This window comes from Vibrio tasmaniensis, from assembly GCF_024347635.1.
Classification (GTDB): Bacteria; Pseudomonadota; Gammaproteobacteria; order Enterobacterales; family Vibrionaceae; genus Vibrio; species Vibrio tasmaniensis.
Map to the genome: position 1 here is coordinate 730,068 of NZ_AP025511.1, position 16,120 is coordinate 746,187.

General features: G+C 43.4%; 16 protein-coding genes. 7 read left to right on the forward strand and 9 right to left on the reverse strand.

Going from position 1 to position 16,120, the window contains the following annotated elements; genetic code table 11:
• Positions 1-34 precede the first annotated feature (34 nt).
• From norW to OCV44_RS17580, 4 genes are all read right to left on the reverse strand, one after another.
• Positions 35-1,204: an NADH:flavorubredoxin reductase NorW gene (gene norW, locus OCV44_RS17565; protein WP_139683595.1), complete on the reverse strand. Its 1,170-nt coding sequence runs from the start codon at positions 1,202-1,204 to the stop codon at positions 35-37.
• A gap of 1 nt (position 1,205) precedes the next feature.
• Positions 1,206-2,711: an anaerobic nitric oxide reductase flavorubredoxin gene (gene norV / locus OCV44_RS17570; protein WP_139683594.1), complete on the reverse strand. Its 1,506-nt coding sequence runs from the start codon at positions 2,709-2,711 to the stop codon at positions 1,206-1,208.
• Between the two features lie 389 nt (positions 2,712-3,100).
• Complete coding sequence (locus OCV44_RS17575; RefSeq protein WP_139683593.1) at positions 3,101-3,757, reverse strand: NAD(P)H-dependent oxidoreductase; 657 nt, start codon at positions 3,755-3,757, stop codon at positions 3,101-3,103.
• A 323-nt stretch (positions 3,758-4,080) separates the two neighbouring features.
• Positions 4,081-4,947, reverse strand: coding sequence for a glycerol kinase (locus OCV44_RS17580; protein WP_139683592.1), 867 nt, complete (start codon positions 4,945-4,947; stop codon positions 4,081-4,083).
• A 563-nt stretch (positions 4,948-5,510) separates the two neighbouring features.
• Here OCV44_RS17580 and OCV44_RS17585 point away from each other — a divergent pair.
• The 3 genes from OCV44_RS17585 (at position 5,511) to OCV44_RS17595 (ending at position 9,314) form a co-directional block, all read left to right on the forward strand.
• Complete coding sequence (locus tag OCV44_RS17585) at positions 5,511-7,397, forward strand: PTS mannitol transporter subunit IICBA (protein WP_139683591.1); 1,887 nt, start codon at positions 5,511-5,513, stop codon at positions 7,395-7,397.
• Positions 7,398-7,578: 181 nt separating this feature from the next.
• Positions 7,579-8,727 carry a mannitol-1-phosphate 5-dehydrogenase gene (locus tag OCV44_RS17590; protein WP_139683590.1) on the forward strand — a complete coding sequence of 383 codons (1,149 nt, stop codon included), beginning with the start codon at positions 7,579-7,581 and terminating at the stop codon, positions 8,725-8,727.
• Positions 8,728-8,777: 50 nt separating this feature from the next.
• Positions 8,778-9,314 carry an MltR family transcriptional regulator gene (locus OCV44_RS17595; protein ID WP_017100724.1) on the forward strand — a complete coding sequence of 179 codons (537 nt, stop codon included), beginning with the start codon at positions 8,778-8,780 and terminating at the stop codon, positions 9,312-9,314.
• Positions 9,315-9,350: 36 nt separating this feature from the next.
• On the opposite strand, the gene OCV44_RS17600 is transcribed toward OCV44_RS17595, so the two are convergent.
• The 4 genes from OCV44_RS17600 to OCV44_RS17615 all read right to left on the reverse strand — a co-directional run bounded on the left by OCV44_RS17600 (position 9,351) and on the right by OCV44_RS17615 (position 11,917).
• Positions 9,351-9,764, reverse strand: a complete 414-nt coding sequence (locus OCV44_RS17600; RefSeq protein ID WP_139683589.1) for a glucosamine-6-phosphate deaminase — start codon at positions 9,762-9,764, stop codon at positions 9,351-9,353.
• Positions 9,765-9,796: 32 nt separating this feature from the next.
• Positions 9,797-10,072 (reverse strand): hypothetical protein, encoded by a 276-nt coding sequence (locus OCV44_RS17605; protein ID WP_139683588.1) that lies wholly within the window; start codon positions 10,070-10,072, stop codon positions 9,797-9,799.
• Positions 10,073-10,175: 103 nt separating this feature from the next.
• The gene (gene nagB, locus OCV44_RS17610; RefSeq protein ID WP_019819998.1) at positions 10,176-10,976 is read right to left on the reverse strand and encodes a glucosamine-6-phosphate deaminase; all 801 of its coding nucleotides are present in this window, start codon (positions 10,974-10,976) and stop codon (positions 10,176-10,178) included.
• A gap of 587 nt (positions 10,977-11,563) precedes the next feature.
• Positions 11,564-11,917 (reverse strand): DUF413 domain-containing protein, encoded by a 354-nt coding sequence (locus OCV44_RS17615; RefSeq protein ID WP_017097795.1) that lies wholly within the window; start codon positions 11,915-11,917, stop codon positions 11,564-11,566.
• A gap of 156 nt (positions 11,918-12,073) precedes the next feature.
• On the opposite strand from OCV44_RS17615, the gene OCV44_RS17620 reads away from it, so the two are divergent.
• Positions 12,074-12,964, forward strand: a complete 891-nt coding sequence (locus OCV44_RS17620; protein ID WP_139683587.1) for a LysR family transcriptional regulator — start codon at positions 12,074-12,076, stop codon at positions 12,962-12,964.
• A gap of 213 nt (positions 12,965-13,177) precedes the next feature.
• Here the strand turns inward: OCV44_RS17620 and OCV44_RS17625 are convergent, their stop codons facing one another.
• Positions 13,178-13,381: a hypothetical protein gene (locus tag OCV44_RS17625; RefSeq protein ID WP_017061519.1), complete on the reverse strand. Its 204-nt coding sequence runs from the start codon at positions 13,379-13,381 to the stop codon at positions 13,178-13,180.
• Between the two features lie 232 nt (positions 13,382-13,613).
• Between OCV44_RS17625 and OCV44_RS17630 the strand changes: the two genes are divergently transcribed.
• From OCV44_RS17630 to OCV44_RS17640, 3 genes are all read left to right on the forward strand, one after another.
• On the forward strand, positions 13,614-14,990 hold the full coding sequence (locus OCV44_RS17630; RefSeq protein WP_139683586.1) for an AlkA N-terminal domain-containing protein: 1,377 nt from the start codon (positions 13,614-13,616) through the stop codon (positions 14,988-14,990).
• A gap of 83 nt (positions 14,991-15,073) precedes the next feature.
• Positions 15,074-15,556, forward strand: coding sequence for a methylated-DNA--[protein]-cysteine S-methyltransferase (locus tag OCV44_RS17635; RefSeq protein WP_139683585.1), 483 nt, complete (start codon positions 15,074-15,076; stop codon positions 15,554-15,556).
• A gap of 179 nt (positions 15,557-15,735) precedes the next feature.
• The gene (locus tag OCV44_RS17640) at positions 15,736-16,119 is read left to right on the forward strand and encodes a hypothetical protein (RefSeq protein ID WP_139683584.1); all 384 of its coding nucleotides are present in this window, start codon (positions 15,736-15,738) and stop codon (positions 16,117-16,119) included.
• Position 16,120 lies beyond the last annotated feature (1 nt).

A 16,120-nucleotide genomic window follows, 5' to 3' on the forward strand; every position in this document is an offset into this window, starting at 1 on the left:
ATTGTCTAGCGTATACGAACTTATAGATTTTATCTTATGTCGGTGAGCTGGTTTGTAGTTCTTTAAGCAGAGGGAGCGCGGCTTTGGTGTGTTCTCCCGTGACAATGAATCCAACCAACTGATCATCTTCATTGAAGCCTTTAGCGATAATGCCTTTCGGGTCGAATCGCGTTTCCCGACTCTGAGCGGTTTGAATATCGCGCCCTGCGAGTTGAATAGGATAGCTCGGTGTTTTCACCTTAGTGATGATGTGGGGCAAGCGGAGCTTTCCTTCGCCCATTTTGAGCTCTCCTTTACCCATAGCCAGCTGCTTCGCCAACACGTTTGCGGACAAAATAGCGGGCTGAAGATAAGCCATCACACGGCCCTCTATTTCGGCGCAGTCACCAATCGCATACACATTCTCGACATTGGTTCTCATGATGGTATCGACCACAATCCCTTTGTTTACTTCTATTCCCGCTTGTGTGGCTAACTGTGTGTTTGGTCTTAGCCCTGCTGCGGCAATTACGATATCTGTTCGTATTAATCGAGAAGAAGTGGTTTGCAACCTCACTCCATCTGGGAGATACGTTGCGCGACACACTGCAGAATCGGTTTCGACGGTAACCCCTGCTTTTGTTAGTTCCCTTTCCAATTCAAGCGAAACGAAAGGTGGCACTAGGTTATTCAATAGATAATTTGCGGGTTCGATAATCGTGACATCTTTACCCGCAGTTTGAAGGTCGAATGCGAGCTCGACCCCAATCAAGCCTCCACCCATCACAGTGATGCGTTGAGCGCCATCGATCTGAGCTTTGTGTTTATCGAACTCTTCCAAACTATTTAACGTAATGGTTGCGCTGCGTTTAAGCCCTTCCGCTGGTGGTATAAAAGGCGTCGCGCCCGTCGCTAATACCAACTTTGAATAGTGGATGATTTGGCCATCAACATGAACACACTGCTGCTCAGTATCTATCTCGCTCACAAGTGCTTTGGTTTTGATGACCACGTTGTACTGCTCTGCCAATTGTTGAGCGTTATGTACTGCCAGTGTTTCCGGCGTTTGTTCCTGACTGAACGCGTGCGAAAGATTCGGCTTACTGTACTCAACCCCGTCATCGGCGGTGATCATAGTAATCGCGATATCTTGGTCAAGCTTACGTACCATCTTGATGGTTTGTAGGGCAGCGAAACCGCCACCCACAATAACAATGTTCGACATGCTACTTCCCCACAAACACTTCTTTGCCTAAATGGCATTCAGGGCAAAGGAAATCATCAGGTACTTGCGCCCAAGGAGTTCCAGGTTCGACGCCTTGGTAGGGTTCGCCCAATTGTGGGTCGTACACCCATTCACACACTGTGCAACGCCAGCAAGTGCAGTCTGCACTGTGCACTGGCTTAGCTTGCTCTTCTTCTGGCTTCAGCTCTGCTGTGTCTTTGAGCTCGGCTGTGGTGTTTACCGGTGCTGGTGTGGCTTCAAGCGGTGTTACATTACGTGATACTTGTTTCGGTGTGCTCACTTCATCTGCTTCTACACGCCAAACCTCGGCCAGTGTCATGCCGTAATCAATACACTGGCGAAGTGCGTCTGTATCTGGCTTCCAGTGAATATGCTGAGGTGCGCTCACTTCGAAGTTGGCTTCACGTAAGTGAGCATCGATGCGTTTTACTGCGCCGCCAGTCCACCCAGAAGAGCCAAATGCTGCGGCTCTTTTACCAGCAAAGCGCAGGCCGTGGATCTCTTCTAGTAGTGCAGCGATTTGTGGCATCATCACATTGTTCATGGTCGATGAGCCGACTAGAACCCCTTTTGAACGGAAGATATTGGCAAGGATGTCATTCTTGTCGTGCTTTGAAATGTTGAAGACCTTGATTGCCGTTTCTGGGCTGCCTTTACGGATACCTTTTGCGATTGCGTCAGCCATCATGCGAGTGTTGTTCGACATGGTGTCGTAAACAATGGTGATGCGATCTTCTTTGTAGGCTTTAGACCACTCGTAGTATTGCTCAACAATTTGCGTCGCGTTGTCGCGCCAAATACAACCATGAGAGGTGGCGATAACATCGATAGGCACACCTAAGCTCAATACTTCTTCTATCTTCGCTTTCACCAAAGGCGCGAAAGGTGTCAGGATGTTCGAGAAGTAACGCAGACATTGATCGTGCAGCTCTACTTGGTCTAGCTGATCGTTAAATAGGTTTTCATCACAGTAGTGCTGACCGAACGCATCGTTGCTGAACAGGATCTCGTCACCTGTGAGGTATGTTGCCATTGAGTCTGGCCAGTGCAGCATTTTCATCTCAACAAAAATGAGTTGCTTACCGTTACCGACATCGAGGGTGTCGCCTGTTTTAACGGTTCGGAAGTTCCAGTTAGGCTGATGGTGATGGCCAACAATAGAGTTAACGCCAGCTTCTGTGCAGTAGACGGGTGTGTTTGGAATTTTGGCTAATAGTGCTGAAAGGGCACCTGAGTGGTCTTCTTCAGCATGCTGACAAATGATGTAGTCGATCTCGTTGATGTCGATTTCCATCTCAAGGTTTGCAAGGAATTGTTCAGTAAAGCGATGATCAACGGTATCAACAAGCACCGTTTTCTCTTCACGAATCAGGTACGAGTTATAGCTGGTACCTTTGTTCATGTGGTATTCCTTACCATGGAAGTGTTCTGTTTCCCAATCGTGGACGCCAACCCAGTGAACATTTGATTTAACGTGAATAGTCATAATGATAATACCTTATTTAAATATCTAAGGTCATCATTGCACTAGTTGTGCCATGTTTTTAAATTATTGTTTTAAATGGTTTTATTTTAGTTTTAATTTTCTATCGTGTCTTTTTGACTGTGCGTTATGTGTAATCAAAACGAATTCAAAGAGTCTTTATGACTAATGGTTGTTTTAAAGTGAATTAAGGTCTTAAATTGCAGGAATAAAAAAGGCCAGACGAATGTCTGGCCAAAAAAGGCAGTGCGATTTAACAGTCTAAAGTGCTGTTGAAACTATATTTTTGAAAAACGAAAAAGCGTTTTAAAAATTAAAGCGTTGTAGCAGTTAAGCGATTTAACTGTTTAACGTGTTATAGCTGTTGATTCATTCGTCATCTTAATTACGCGTTAAAGCGTCGTCACGATTTCATCAAGAGCTAGACGTGCTTTTGGTTTACCGTGGTTGTAGTCTTCGCCGTCTTTGTGGTAGCCGATTGCTAGCGCTACATCAACAACGTGACCGTCTAGTTCGTCAGCAAACTCTTCGCCGATCATAGCGGCATCTACGCCTTCCATCGGTGTTGATGCAATACCAAGACGAGCCAGTGTATGCATGGTGTTACCTAGTGCTATGTACACTTGAGACTTAGTCCAGTTACCGTTGAAACCCGTTTCGTCTGTGTTCATTTCTGCGAATGCGTAAGCACCTAAGAATTGCTCATACATTTCAGCAGGTAGGTGACCAGAGCTTACTTCTGTATCAGCACGCTTCGCGAATTTCTCTTTAGTGTATTTAGGATCGTGAGCAAACAGGATCGTATGTGACGCTTCTTTCGCATGTGGTTGGTTAAACTGGAACATGTTCTCGAAAGTATTGTGGAAGCGTTCTTTTGCTGCGTCACTCTCAATGATGATGAATTTCCAAGGCTGAGAGTTGATAGAAGAAGCAGACAAACGAAGTGCTTCTTTGATTACTTCCATGTCTTCCGCAGAGATGCGTTTTTCTGCATCGTATTTTTTAGCTGTGTAGCGAGTGTTTAGATCTGAAATGATTGGATGAGTCATGTTGAATCCTAATATCTATCAATATAAATGTTGTAGGGTTTTATGTTCGGTAACGTCAACAATAAACGGATAACGCATTTAGGCTATATCTCTATAGAAGTCGTTTCTAGAACAGTCAGCCTCTAAAAGACCGAACGCTTAAATGGCTATCGAACATGCCCCAATAAATCGAGTATCTGCGGTAGCTCAAGTCGATGGGTGTAAGATAATAGAAGAATGACTCGGGAAAAATAGCGAACACATCAAATCACTATGGTGAAAAATATCCATAATGATTTGATTAGTGTGATCTGGATGTGTGTTGGTTTTCGGAAATCAGCCAGTTAGTAAGCTTTGATTCCATATTGGCGTAATAAAGAGGGAAGTACGCTGTCGAGGTTTGGGATATCTTCAGGGTTAAGTTCAATCAAGCTAAAACCGTGCTCTTGGTATATTTTTCTTGTCTCTATACGCTTGTCTTCGGTTATTGGCGCAGAATCGGTTCCCCAAAACTGGATGTACACTTTGCCACTTGGCAGATAAAAATCGCAGATCACTTCTTTTGAGATCGGCAGCGGACGCTCGTAAGCATGAACTACTCCTGCCATATAAAGCCAGTTATCGATGATCAGCTCTCCCTTTGAGCGAACATAATGCCCATCTAAGGTTCGGTGTTTCGCCTCAAATTTCTGACGAAAGCTAGAAAACGAAACATCGGTAGAGTGGCTTTCAGCATCATGCCCTAGAAATTCGACAACAGACTGCTTCAAACGTTTATTGCGAACCAACGAATCGTGCCATACCACAAATAGGTTTTGAGTCGTTTTATCTTCCCTTTGCTCACCGCCTGCTTTTAAGCCTGTTGAGGTGACATGCCAGCCGTCGTCTTCTTTTGTTATCCAACCAAGCTCGCTGAGCAGCAGGTTAATTTTTTTTGCGCTAAGTTGAAAGGCACTGCCTAGTTGAGTTGCCGTTAGCGTTTTTCCAGAAAAAGAATCTAGGTCGATGAGTAGTTTTTCTGGCCAGACAATAAAGACACCAAACTTCTTATGTTCGATATATTCCCCACCAAAGCTTTCGCCTCGTTCTGTGAGTACCCAACGCTCCTGTGAACGCACGATATAGCCAGCTGTTTTCAAATCACTGAATAGAGCCTTCGCTTCTATCCCTTTTTGTTTGGCTAGTGCTGATGTGGAAATCTTGTCTGGCATAGTCTGTTTCTCAATTAGCAGTAGAACTGCTGATTAATGTTGAGGGGCTGTTGTATAGAATAGGGAAATACAATAACACAACTGTTGATGCTAACTGCAGTTCACTGGTCTATGTTTTTAATGAGTGTTTGCTCTCTTTTGTATTTTAGGAAAACGCAGCTCAAGGTGTAATTAAATTACACAATCAGCAGCTTGATTCACCTGGGTGTATGTTTTCTATACATGGTGCGATGCTCTTTTATACGGTTTATATGCTTTCTAGATGCTGTCTTTTATTAAGTGTGATTTAAATCACTATTTATTTTTAAGTATTACAAAATAAAGTGTGATCTACATCGTCATTAAATGAGAGTTATTCTCGCTAATTTGTCTTTGTAATTTTAATTCATGGTGTTTTTGTGATCCGAATTGCTCTTGTTAACCCTAAAGTGTTTTTTGAGTGTGATGCTCATCACTAAAATTGGGTCGGGGTGCATTTTAGAAATGTTGTGATACATTTTAAATGACTTTTGAGTACACACTTTCGGTCATTTGACCAACCAATACATTACGGGGTTCTACCTATGTTATCACCAGAAGCTAAGATTAAGGTTCAAAACTTTGGTCGTTTCTTATCCAATATGGTAATGCCAAACATCGGCGCATTTATTGCGTGGGGTTTCATTACTGCACTATTTATCCCAACAGGTTGGTGGCCTAACGAAACGTTAGCATCAATGGTTGGTCCTATGATCACATACCTACTACCGCTATTGATCGGTTACACCGGTGGTAAAATGGTTGGCGGCGACCGTGGAGCGGTTGTTGGTGCAATTACGACGATGGGTGTCATCGTTGGTACAGATATCCCTATGTTTATGGGGGCAATGATTGTCGGCCCTCTAGGTGGTATCGCAATTAAGAAATTCGATGAAGCTGTTCACGGTAAAGTGAAGAGCGGTTTCGAAATGCTAGTGAACAACTTCTCTGCGGGTATCATCGGCATGATCTGCGCGATCATCGCGTTTGTCGTGATTGGTCCTGCGGTTAAGATTCTATCTGGCGGACTTGCTGCTGGTGTTAACGCAATGGTTGAAGCAGGTGCTCTTCCTCTAGCTTCTATCTTTGTTGAACCTGCGAAAATCCTTTTCCTAAACAACGCAATCAACCACGGTATCTTCTCTCCACTAGGTATCCAGCAATCTGAAGAGATTGGTCGTTCAATCTTCTTCCTAATTGAAGCTAACCCAGGTCCTGGTTTTGGTCTTCTACTTGCTTACATGGTATTTGGTAAAGGTAGCGCGAAACAGTCTGCCGCCGGTGCATCTATCATTCACTTCCTAGGTGGTATCCACGAGATTTACTTCCCGTACGTACTGATGAACCCACGTCTAATTCTTGCTGTTATCGCAGGTGGTATGACGGGTGTATTCACTAACGTAATGTTTGACTCTGGTCTTATCTCTCCAGCATCTCCAGGTTCTATCTTCGCAGTTTTACTGATGACGCCAAAAGGCTCTTACCTAGGTGTCGTACTTTCAGTTATCGCTTCAACCGCTGTGTCTTTCATCGTAGCTTCAATCCTACTTAAGACTTCAGCTCAAGGTGGCGATGACGAAGATTCACTAGAAAAAGCATCAGCACAAATGAAAGACATGAAAGCGTCTTCTAAAGGTGCAGCATCAGAAGCAAACGTGAATCTAGCCGATGTAAAAGCAGTGTATGTAGCGTGTGATGCAGGTATGGGTTCAAGTGCGATGGGGGCGGGTCTACTTCGTAAAAAAGTAGCAGCAGCAGGCCTAGACATTGAAGTAACTAATTACGCAATCAACAATCTACCGGCTGATTCGCAAATTGTTATTACGCATAAAGACTTAACAGATCGTGCTAGTAACACAGTACCAGGTGCATTACACATGTCTCTGAGTAACTTCCTAGACGGTAGTGTCTATGACCAGCTAGTTGCAGAACTGACAAATGCGCAAAGTGGTGAAGCGAAAGTAGCTCCTTCAGCAGCTCCAGCACAAGAAGACAACAAGCTTGAACTGACTAACGACAGCATATTCCTTGGCCTTAAAGCGACTCAGAAAGAAGACGCTATTAAGTTTGCTGGCGACCAATTAGTAAAACTTGGCAACGTATTACCTGAATACGTAGACGGTATGTTTGCTCGTGAAGAGCTCGTGTCTACTTACTTAGGTGAGTCTATCGCGGTACCACACGGCACAATCGAAGCAAAACAATACGTACAAAAAACAGGCATTGTTTTCTGCCAATACCCTGAAGGTATTCAGTGGGGCGAAGATGAAGATGATATCGCGAAGATGGTTATCGGTATTGCAGCACAAGGCGATGAGCACAACATGGTGCTGATGGCTATTACCAATTCACTTGATGACGAAGAAGCAGTGGAATGCTTACAGAACACAACTAACCCAGATGATGTTCTACGTATTCTAAACGGAAACTAAAAGCTCTAGTCAAGCTCCTGAGTGAAGGAGGCCGGTATCCCCCTACTGGCCTCATTTTCGGTCTTAATCTCTCTAAGAGATTCAGTCTGAATAGCTTAGTGCTTAATGCCTAGCGCACATCGTCAAGGCATGTTGTTAAGCAGTTAGCTATCTAGATTCAAATATTTATAAGGTCAAAATTATGAAAGCGTTACATTTTGGTGCAGGTAATATCGGTCGTGGTTTCATTGGTAAGCTTCTTTCTGATGCTGGTATGAAGGTTACGTTTGCTGACGTAAATGAAACGGTTGTAAATGCGTTAATTGAACGCCAGGAATACCCAGTTAAGATTGTTGGCGAAGAGTGTGTTGTAGAAGTTGTTAAGAATGTGACAGCAGTAAACTCGGCGACAAGCGCAGTTGTAGATTGCATTGCTGAGTCTGATCTTGTGACGACAGCCGTTGGTCCTACGGTTCTTAAAATCATCTCTAAGTCTATCGCTCAAGGCATTGAAAAGCGTGCTGCAGCAAACAACACTGCACCAATGAACATCATCGCGGCAGAGAACATGGTTCGCGGTACTAGCCAATTAAAAGCAGCAGTGTTAGAGCACCTTTCTGACGAAATGAAAGCCTTCACTGAAGAGCACATTGGCTTTGTTGATTCAGCGGTTGACCGTATTGTTCCACCGGCAGAAGCGGGCGAAACAGATCCTCTAGCGGTAACGGTTGAAACGTTCAGCGAGTGGATCGTAGACCAAACACAATTCAAAGGTGAGATTCCAAAGATCCCAGGTATGGAATGCACTGACAACCTAATGGCGTTCGTTGAGCGTAAACTGTTCACGCTAAACACAGGTCATTTGGTTACGGCATACCTTGGTGTGCTTGCGGGTCACGAGACAATCAAAGATTCTATCGAAGATGACGTAATTCGTGCTGAGGTAACAGCAACGATGGAAGAGAGCGGTGCGGTTCTGATTAAGCGTTACGGCTTTGATCCAGAAGCTCACGCTGCCTACATCCAAAAGATTCTAGGTCGTTTTGCTAACCCGTTCCTACGTGATGAAGTGGATCGCGTTGGTCGTCAACCTATTCGTAAGCTGAGCCCACAAGATCGCCTAGTCAAGCCACTGAATGGTACGTTAGAATACGGGCTACCAAATGCTCATCTAGTAAAAGCGATCGCCGCTGCGTTCCATTACAAGAATGAAGATGATCCGCAAGCGGTTGAACTTCAAGCAATGTTCGCAGAAAAAGGTTTTGCTGAGACATTAGCGCATTATTCTGAGCTGAATAGTGACTCAGAAGTTGTTAAACTAGCGGAACAAGCTTATCTAGCATTGAAATGATAAACCATCAAAGTGCCACACCAGTGGCACTTTATTCTTTTAGAGCAACCATGCCCATACATACAACACACGAATCAGATTTACTTGAAGAACTAGCCGAATCAGCTAATGCTGCGGAGTGCCTGTTGTGCGCCTACGATGTCTTAGAAGACATGCTGGACGCTTTGTTGAAAAGTATCTTCTATAAAGATGACTACGCAGTAAAATTTGTTGTTGACCCTCTCCTTACCACTGATGGCCCTTTAGGCGAAATTCTTGTTCGAACAAAACTATTGTTAGGGTTAGGTGTGATCAGTAAAGAGGTGTATGACGATATTGAAGTTTTCGTTACTCTAAAAGAGTGGGTAAATATTCAAGAAGGTCAGGTAAATTTCTGGGACCAAGATGTTGTTTTTGAACTTAATCGTATAAATGCTATTCAAAAAATGATGCCAATCGACTATGACCCGGAGTTGGTCGAAGGCATGTCTGATGATATGAAGCGTATGTTTTTAGAGCGTCACTTTCAAAAAGTGCGCTCTACGATAGTGCTAGCGGTTAATGATATACATCAGCAGTTAGCGAAAGAGAATGTCCTGACCTCTTAAGCTATTTTTAGGTAGTGAAAGTAAGTTCGGTGCTACTTATGACTCTACCTTTGCCAACCACAGATCACACTGAGCGATGAGCTCTTGCAAAAATAGAGTTGGGTTCGCAAGCTTTTCACTTCCTTTTATACTTGTTGTCGTTACCTGCCAAAAACTCAGTGAGACTAGGTTTCTTTTGTATAGAAACTCACTTAGCTCCGTTGATGAAAGCGGAAGAGATTCACCAAATACATCATGTAGCCGTTTTATAATCGGTTTTAACTCTACAATAGTGCCCTTTAGGAACTGCTCTGCAGTCTGGTCTTCAATGGCTTGGGCATCGCTAGAGCTGTTTTGTTTACAAAGTGCTCTAATCGATTGGTAGAGTGAATTTTCTAATCTTTGTACTGAAAGCAGAGCTTGTCCAAGTAGAGATAGCTGTTCACTGCTTAGGTTCGTTGTATCTGTCATTTAAGTCAGTTCCTAATAAATTGAAGTCTGTTTTACCTGAATTTTGAGCTAGCTTGTTCGGGCGTATAGGTGTCTGCATTGAAAATAATATAGTCACCGCTTACCAATTTTGTGTATTGAACCTTGCCTTTAAATCCAATATCCCCCAGCTTTTTCAGAAGATTAGGCTTGGCGTTATCGTAGACAACATTTAAAAAAGGAAGGTGGCTAGAGTGAACTACGCCGTGTAGGTTAAACTCTTCTAATGCCTCTGAGAGGTGATCACTGTCAGTCAGTTCGATGACCTCGACAATTTCATTCAACAACATGTCTATTTCCATATTTTCTAGTTGATAACGATTGTGACATAAAAAAAAAACCACTTCCGATAGAAGAAGTGGTTTTAATTCTGTAATCAAGATCTACATCAAATTATAGGTCTTGAATGTTCTCAGCTTCTAACTCTTGGAAGTAGCGTAGAGTCTTAACTTTTAGCTCTTGTTGAGCTGGTTCATCAGCAACGATGATAGCTTTACGGTGCATCTGTAGAGCCGTAACAGTCCACATGTGATTTACAGAACCTTCAATAGCCATTTGAAGCGCTTGCGCTTTGTTGTGACCTAGAGAAAGGATCATCACTTCTTCAGCGTCTAGAAGAGTAGCAACACCGATAGTTAGTGCGTATTTAGGAACTTGGTTGATGTCGCCATCGAAGAAACGAGAGTTCGCAATACGAGTGTCTTCAGTCAACGTTTTGATACGAGTACGTGAAGATAGAGAAGAACCTGGTTCGTTGAATGCGATGTGACCGTCGATGCCTACGCCGCCCATGAACAGGTTGATTTTACCGTATGAACGGATTTTCTCTTCGTATGCTGCACAGTGAGCATCGATGTCTTCAGCTTTACCGTCTAGCAGGTTGATGTTTTCTGCTTGAATATCAACGTGGTTGAAAAAGTTTTCGTGCATGAATGTGCGGTAAGACTCAGGGTGGTTTGGTTCGATACCAACGTACTCATCCATGTTGAATGTTACAACGTGCTTGAAGCTTACTTCGCCAGCTTTGTAAAGTTCAATTAGCTCAGCGTAAGTAGTTAAAGGTGTGCTACCAGTAGGAAGACCTAGTACAAATGGACGCTCAGCAGTTGGAGCGAATTTGTTGATCGAATCTGCGATATGACGAGCAGCCCATTTACCTACTTTTGCTTTGTTGCTTAATGGAATAAGTCTCATTGATTTTGCCCCTAGAAATTAAATTTTATAGTGTTCTGAAACATTAATTCGCATTATAAAATAAGTTATCAAATTCCGCTATTGTTTTAGGTCAAGTTTTTGCTTTTTTGATCATATCTGTGACTAGAACTCTTAAATTTGCACAATTATTGTATGGATATTTGGTGAGGTTAAACAAGGTTAATACGTTTGTCATATACAGTAGTGTGGATTTAATTCAGCGCTTGAAAGGTTGGAGTGCTTTGATGTATTGATACGCTTCAGTGTATGAACGTCCTTCACCGTAACAATAAGCGTTGAGAGTATTGTAGTTGAAGCAAGAAAAATAATGATGGCAATAGAGCGCTATCGTGATAAAACGCGGGCGGGATCAAGAACGATGAATTTCATTGGGGAGTGAATACCCATGAGATAGAACGAGAATTGTGTTTTAGTCACGCTATCGCCATGAAAGTTATATAAATATTGGTTTTTTGGGGAAGGTTGACTAGACTTTGTTCTAGTGAAGAGGCTTTCCTTAAGTTCCCGCTAACTCGCGATGAACAAAAAAAGCCCAAAGTGATGAGGTATCACTTTGAGCAGTTTTACTAATCTTCTAACACTAACTCTCTTTCGTATTCTTCCCTAGAAACTTCGCTGCGTTTGCAGCCGTTTAGGGTATGAAAGCGACGGCGTCCACGAGCCAGTTGAATGTACTTCAACCAAACACGCTCTAACTTGGACTTTGCCTTATGAGGGTGAGACAACACTTTGATGAAGTGTTTTTCTTCTGAATTGCTTGGCGAAAGTTCGCCAGTCTCAAGTGCAAGCATGGTGTCACCAAACAAGGTTAGGATTTCCTCTTCTGAAAGAGTAAAATCACCCGACTTAGCAAACCCTCGTGGGAATTTAATGGTGTCATAAAAACGTTTTTTTCCGTGTCGGAATTCGGTCTCAGACATATCAGCCTCAGTAATGTGGTTAGATAGAAATTAGTGTTTATTGCTCACGCGAAAATATTGTTAAAAGGCTCAAATAGGAAGCAAAACGTTTTTGCCTTTACGATAAACAATCCTAGATCGGCTAGTTAGCAGATTTATTACAGAGATGTATTTTTGATGGATGTGAAAGTATTTAGAACCTTTCTTGAGGTTGCAAGGGTGCGCCATTTTGGGCGCGCAGCTGAAAACTTGTATTTAACACAAGCGGCGGTGAGTGCGCGGATCAAACAGCTTGAAGGCTATTTTGATACTCAGCTCTTCATTCGTGACCGAAATAACATCAAGCTGACCTCTTCTGGTGAGCGTTTGATTGGTTATGCTGAAGTGATGGTGTCCACCTTACAGCAAGCCAAATTTGAGCTGTCGTTAGAAAGTGGGAAAGCCTTGCAGCTAACACTGGGTGGCACGCCGAATATTTGGGATGCGTATCTACAAAACTGTTTAAGTGTGGTGACTGACTCTTTTGGTGGTTACGGCTTTATGGCCGAGGTGATGGGGCGCGAACAACTGAACCGTAATTTGCTAGAGCGAACGCTAGATATGGCTTTCGCTTTTGATCAGATCAAAGCGGAAGAGCTGAACTGTAAAAAAGTCGCTGATTTGGTGTTGGTGTTGGTATCAACGCAGCAAGATGACCTTGAGTCTGTATTCCAACATAAGTATGTGTATGTCGATTGGGGAACGCGCTTCGGTTCAGAACACGCAGAGCGTCACCCTAAAGTTCCAGCACCATATCTACGTACCTCTACAGCTCGTATCGCGCTCGATTTTATTTTAGAGAAAGGTGGCAGTGCGTATTTACCTGTTTCTATGGTTGAACCTTTTATCGAGTCGGGTCAATTGCACAAGGTAAAAGGGGTTGAAGACTGGTATCGCCCAATTTACCTGAGCTACCGTAAAAGCAGTACTTCGGTTGATGCGATCATGCAGGTTGAGAAGTTGGTTAATGAGATTGACCCATCGACTGCCTACACGTTGCAACAAGCTGCTGAACAAGCACCAGAGTAACGGCATTCGCGGTAAGCAACGGCTTTGTTGATTAGATTAAATAAAAAATGGCTCCTAACTAGTTATATAGTTGGGAGCCATTTTCGTTTTAAACCAGAGATGATCTTCTCTTCCAAATCAGAGTGAGCCTCTAATTCTGATAAATCAGTTTAAGCCTGGTATGCGTAACCTTTTAAAAGCCCTATCACTTCAAAGCACTATTCTTCGAAAATTCTAGAGATTCATTAGATTCTCGATAGACTCTTCAAGAGAGTGTGACATGTAAGAATGGATTTGATTGCCATCCGTTGCGTCAATCTCAATCATAGAAATCCCGTTGTCTGCTTTGTCTTCAAGAAAGCTGAGAGACTGCTCGACTGATTGACTGGTGAGAACCTGTTGGTTTGATAAAACAATACGACATGTGTGAAGAACCATAGCCTTTTCCTTATTATTCGATAGGTCTCTGCATCTTAATGTGCTGAGTACCGTTCGTTGACGTTGTGAGAATAATCCTTTCTCACGGTTAAATTTAGTCGAATTGAGCGAAAAGAAAACCCTTTTTTGTGATTTATCTAACCTTCAGTTCCGAAAATGGCTAGCGACAATACCAGTTCACGGTAAACTTTTAGTTATTGGATCACAGTATGGCTAACGGGAAGGACACAGTATGTCTAAGAATACTCATCACAACAGCGCGTTAACGAGCGAGCAGTGCCATTTGGCTCGATATGCGCGAGATGCTCGCTTTGATGGAATGTTCTTCACAGCGGTGAAAACCACCGGGATTTTTTGTCGTCCGATTTGCCCTGCAAACCCGCCCAAAGAAGAAAATGTCGAGTATTTTTCTCATCAAGCTCAAGCCTTAAAAGCGGGATATCGCCCTTGTTTACGCTGCCGACCCGACAGTGCTCCTTTCTCTCCTGCTTGGAAAGGGGTTGAAACCACTTTCTTACGTGCGATGCAGTTGATTGATCATGGTGCGCTGAACTCAGGATCTATCCTCGACCTTGCAACGCGTTTAGGTATTTCAGATCGCTATTTACGAACCTTATTCGACAATTACATCGGCGTGTCACCAAAGCAATATAGCCTTTATAGCCAATTGATGTTTGCCAAGCAGTTATTGCACACCAGTAGCATGAGCATTACCGATGTAGGCTTTGCGAGTGGCTTTAATAGCACGCGTCGTTTCAATGATGCCTTTCTAAAAGAACTGCAGCTCTCGCCAAGCCAAATCCGACGTTCTAAGCCAAGTGGAAATTTGAGCAATCATATTCAGCTAGGCTTTCACGGACCATTAAACTGGAAGCATTTGCTGGATTTCTATCGACGAAGAATGATTGAAGGCGTAGAGGACGTTGGCGAAGACTATTATAAGCGCACGGTAAATGTGAACGGGTCAAAGGGTTGGTTCAAGGCGACTTTAGCCAAAGAAAACCGCTTGGATATTGAATTTGAGTTGGACGATATAAGTCAATTAAGAAGCTTGATTGCTAACATTCGACGCATGTTCGACCTTGATGTCGATATTGCCAAGGTCGAGGCCTTTTTTACAACCATTGACCCCAACTTGGTGGCTAAGAGTGGCATCCGCATTCCTGGCGTGTGGAGTACTTGGGAAGCCGGAGTAAGAGCGATTCTCGGGCAGCAAGTCTCGGTAACCGCAGCCATTGGTCAGCTTAACTTGTTGGTCAAAGAGCTTTCTGGTGAGCATGAGAAAGCCAGCTTCCCAACGCCTAAACAAATAGCTGATGCTGATGTGAGCTTTCTAAGAATGCCTGGAAGTCGTAAGGAAACCTTAAAGCGTTTTGCCCAATACATGGTCGTCAATGAAACTGAACACCCTTCCAAATGGATTGAACTAAAAGGCATTGGACCTTGGACAATTCAATACGCGCTACTTCGCGGGTTAAGCGAACCAAACCATCTGATAGTTGGTGACTTGGTGGTGAAGAAATTCATCGAGCATCGCCCCGCCATAAATACACAGAGTGTTTCGCCTTGGGGAAGTTACGCCACATTCCATTGCTGGAATCAGTCTTAAACGATGTTTCAAGTGGAATTGAGAGACCTCTCTGATATAGAAAGCAATGAACAAACATTAGAAGTACTAAGCTAGGAGATATTATGGCTAACCGTTTTACTTATTATGAGAGCCCATTGGGAGCCGTGACGTTACAGGCTAACGATGAAGGACTGCTCGGTCTTTGGTTTGAAACATACACTACCAAGCCAGAGCAGTTAGGCGTTCGAGATGATGGTTTTCCGATCTTTGCGTTGGCTACCGAGCAGCTTAATCGTTATTTCTCAGGTGAAGCTATCCAGTTTTCTGTGCCGATCGCAGCCAAGGGAACGCCATTTCAGCAGTCAGTTTGGCAGGCGCTTACTACCATTCCTTATGGAGAAACATGGAGCTATGCACAATTGGCGGATGCGATCGGTAACCCGAAAGCGGTGCGCGCAGTGGGACTCGCCAATGGCAAAAATCCAGTGTCTGTGATTGTGCCGTGTCACCGTGTGATAGGTAAAAATGGCAAGCTGACCGGGTATGCGGGTGGCGTCGAACGTAAACAGCGCTTATTGGTGATTGAGGGAAGAGAACAAGATTAGGAAGCTGTACAACTAGCGACTTGAAGCGTTGTTCTGTGGATTAAGGTTGAAGGTTTGTACGACTCAGGGTGAACATTAAGAGAGCTCAAGCGTGACTTTGCAATAAATTCGCTACTTTCTGGAAAATACCTGTTTGGTTGCATATTATTTAGCCATGTTTTCTAGGCAAGGATGCCCAAATGAATAACCATCATTCTCTGATAATAGCTTTCACTAGTGTGTTATTGCTGACTGGTTGTTTAACTGATACCAGTCGCCCCTTTGAAGTACCGCAGCTTGTTTTGTTCAAAGGGATGTATGAGAACGCGGATGATAATAGCTATCTGCTTTTTGAGTCAGGGAAAATGACCTATCAAACAATCGGCAATACGGTCACTAGAACTTATCGTATTGAAAATGATTTGATTAACATTGAGTTGAATTCAGGAAATAGCCGAGTGGATTCTGGCTTGATGATGCGAATTCAACAAGAAGGCGCGGTGTTAACCTGTAACCAGTGTCCAGCAGTGCAGTTAAGCAACGTCTGGACACGTGTTGATAAGCCTTTAGTTGATATGCCTTAGA

What these genes read in the sequence shown, in the direction of transcription:
- norV (WP_139683594.1), bottom strand. Translation starts at nt 2,711, where the DNA reads ATGACTATTCACGTTAAATCAAATGTTCACTGGGTTGGCGTCCACGAT.
- OCV44_RS17590 (WP_139683590.1), top strand. Translation starts at nt 7,579, where the DNA reads ATGAAAGCGTTACATTTTGGTGCAGGTAATATCGGTCGTGGTTTCATT.
- OCV44_RS17585 (WP_139683591.1), top strand. Translation starts at nt 5,511, where the DNA reads ATGTTATCACCAGAAGCTAAGATTAAGGTTCAAAACTTTGGTCGTTTC.
- OCV44_RS17625 (WP_017061519.1), bottom strand. Translation starts at nt 13,381, where the DNA reads ATGGTTCTTCACACATGTCGTATTGTTTTATCAAACCAACAGGTTCTC.
- OCV44_RS17575 (WP_139683593.1), bottom strand. Translation starts at nt 3,757, where the DNA reads ATGACTCATCCAATCATTTCAGATCTAAACACTCGCTACACAGCTAAA.
- OCV44_RS17605 (WP_139683588.1), bottom strand. Translation starts at nt 10,072, where the DNA reads ATGTTGTTGAATGAAATTGTCGAGGTCATCGAACTGACTGACAGTGAT.
- OCV44_RS17595 (WP_017100724.1), top strand. Translation starts at nt 8,778, where the DNA reads ATGCCCATACATACAACACACGAATCAGATTTACTTGAAGAACTAGCC.
- OCV44_RS17580 (WP_139683592.1), bottom strand. Translation starts at nt 4,947, where the DNA reads ATGCCAGACAAGATTTCCACATCAGCACTAGCCAAACAAAAAGGGATA.
- OCV44_RS17615 (WP_017097795.1), bottom strand. Translation starts at nt 11,917, where the DNA reads ATGTCTGAGACCGAATTCCGACACGGAAAAAAACGTTTTTATGACACC.
- OCV44_RS17620 (WP_139683587.1), top strand. Translation starts at nt 12,074, where the DNA reads ATGGATGTGAAAGTATTTAGAACCTTTCTTGAGGTTGCAAGGGTGCGC.
- norW (WP_139683595.1), bottom strand. Translation starts at nt 1,204, where the DNA reads ATGTCGAACATTGTTATTGTGGGTGGCGGTTTCGCTGCCCTACAAACC.
- OCV44_RS17600 (WP_139683589.1), bottom strand. Translation starts at nt 9,764, where the DNA reads ATGACAGATACAACGAACCTAAGCAGTGAACAGCTATCTCTACTTGGA.
- OCV44_RS17630 (WP_139683586.1), top strand. Translation starts at nt 13,614, where the DNA reads ATGTCTAAGAATACTCATCACAACAGCGCGTTAACGAGCGAGCAGTGC.
- OCV44_RS17640 (WP_139683584.1), top strand. Translation starts at nt 15,736, where the DNA reads ATGAATAACCATCATTCTCTGATAATAGCTTTCACTAGTGTGTTATTG.
- nagB (WP_019819998.1), bottom strand. Translation starts at nt 10,976, where the DNA reads ATGAGACTTATTCCATTAAGCAACAAAGCAAAAGTAGGTAAATGGGCT.
- OCV44_RS17635 (WP_139683585.1), top strand. Translation starts at nt 15,074, where the DNA reads ATGGCTAACCGTTTTACTTATTATGAGAGCCCATTGGGAGCCGTGACG.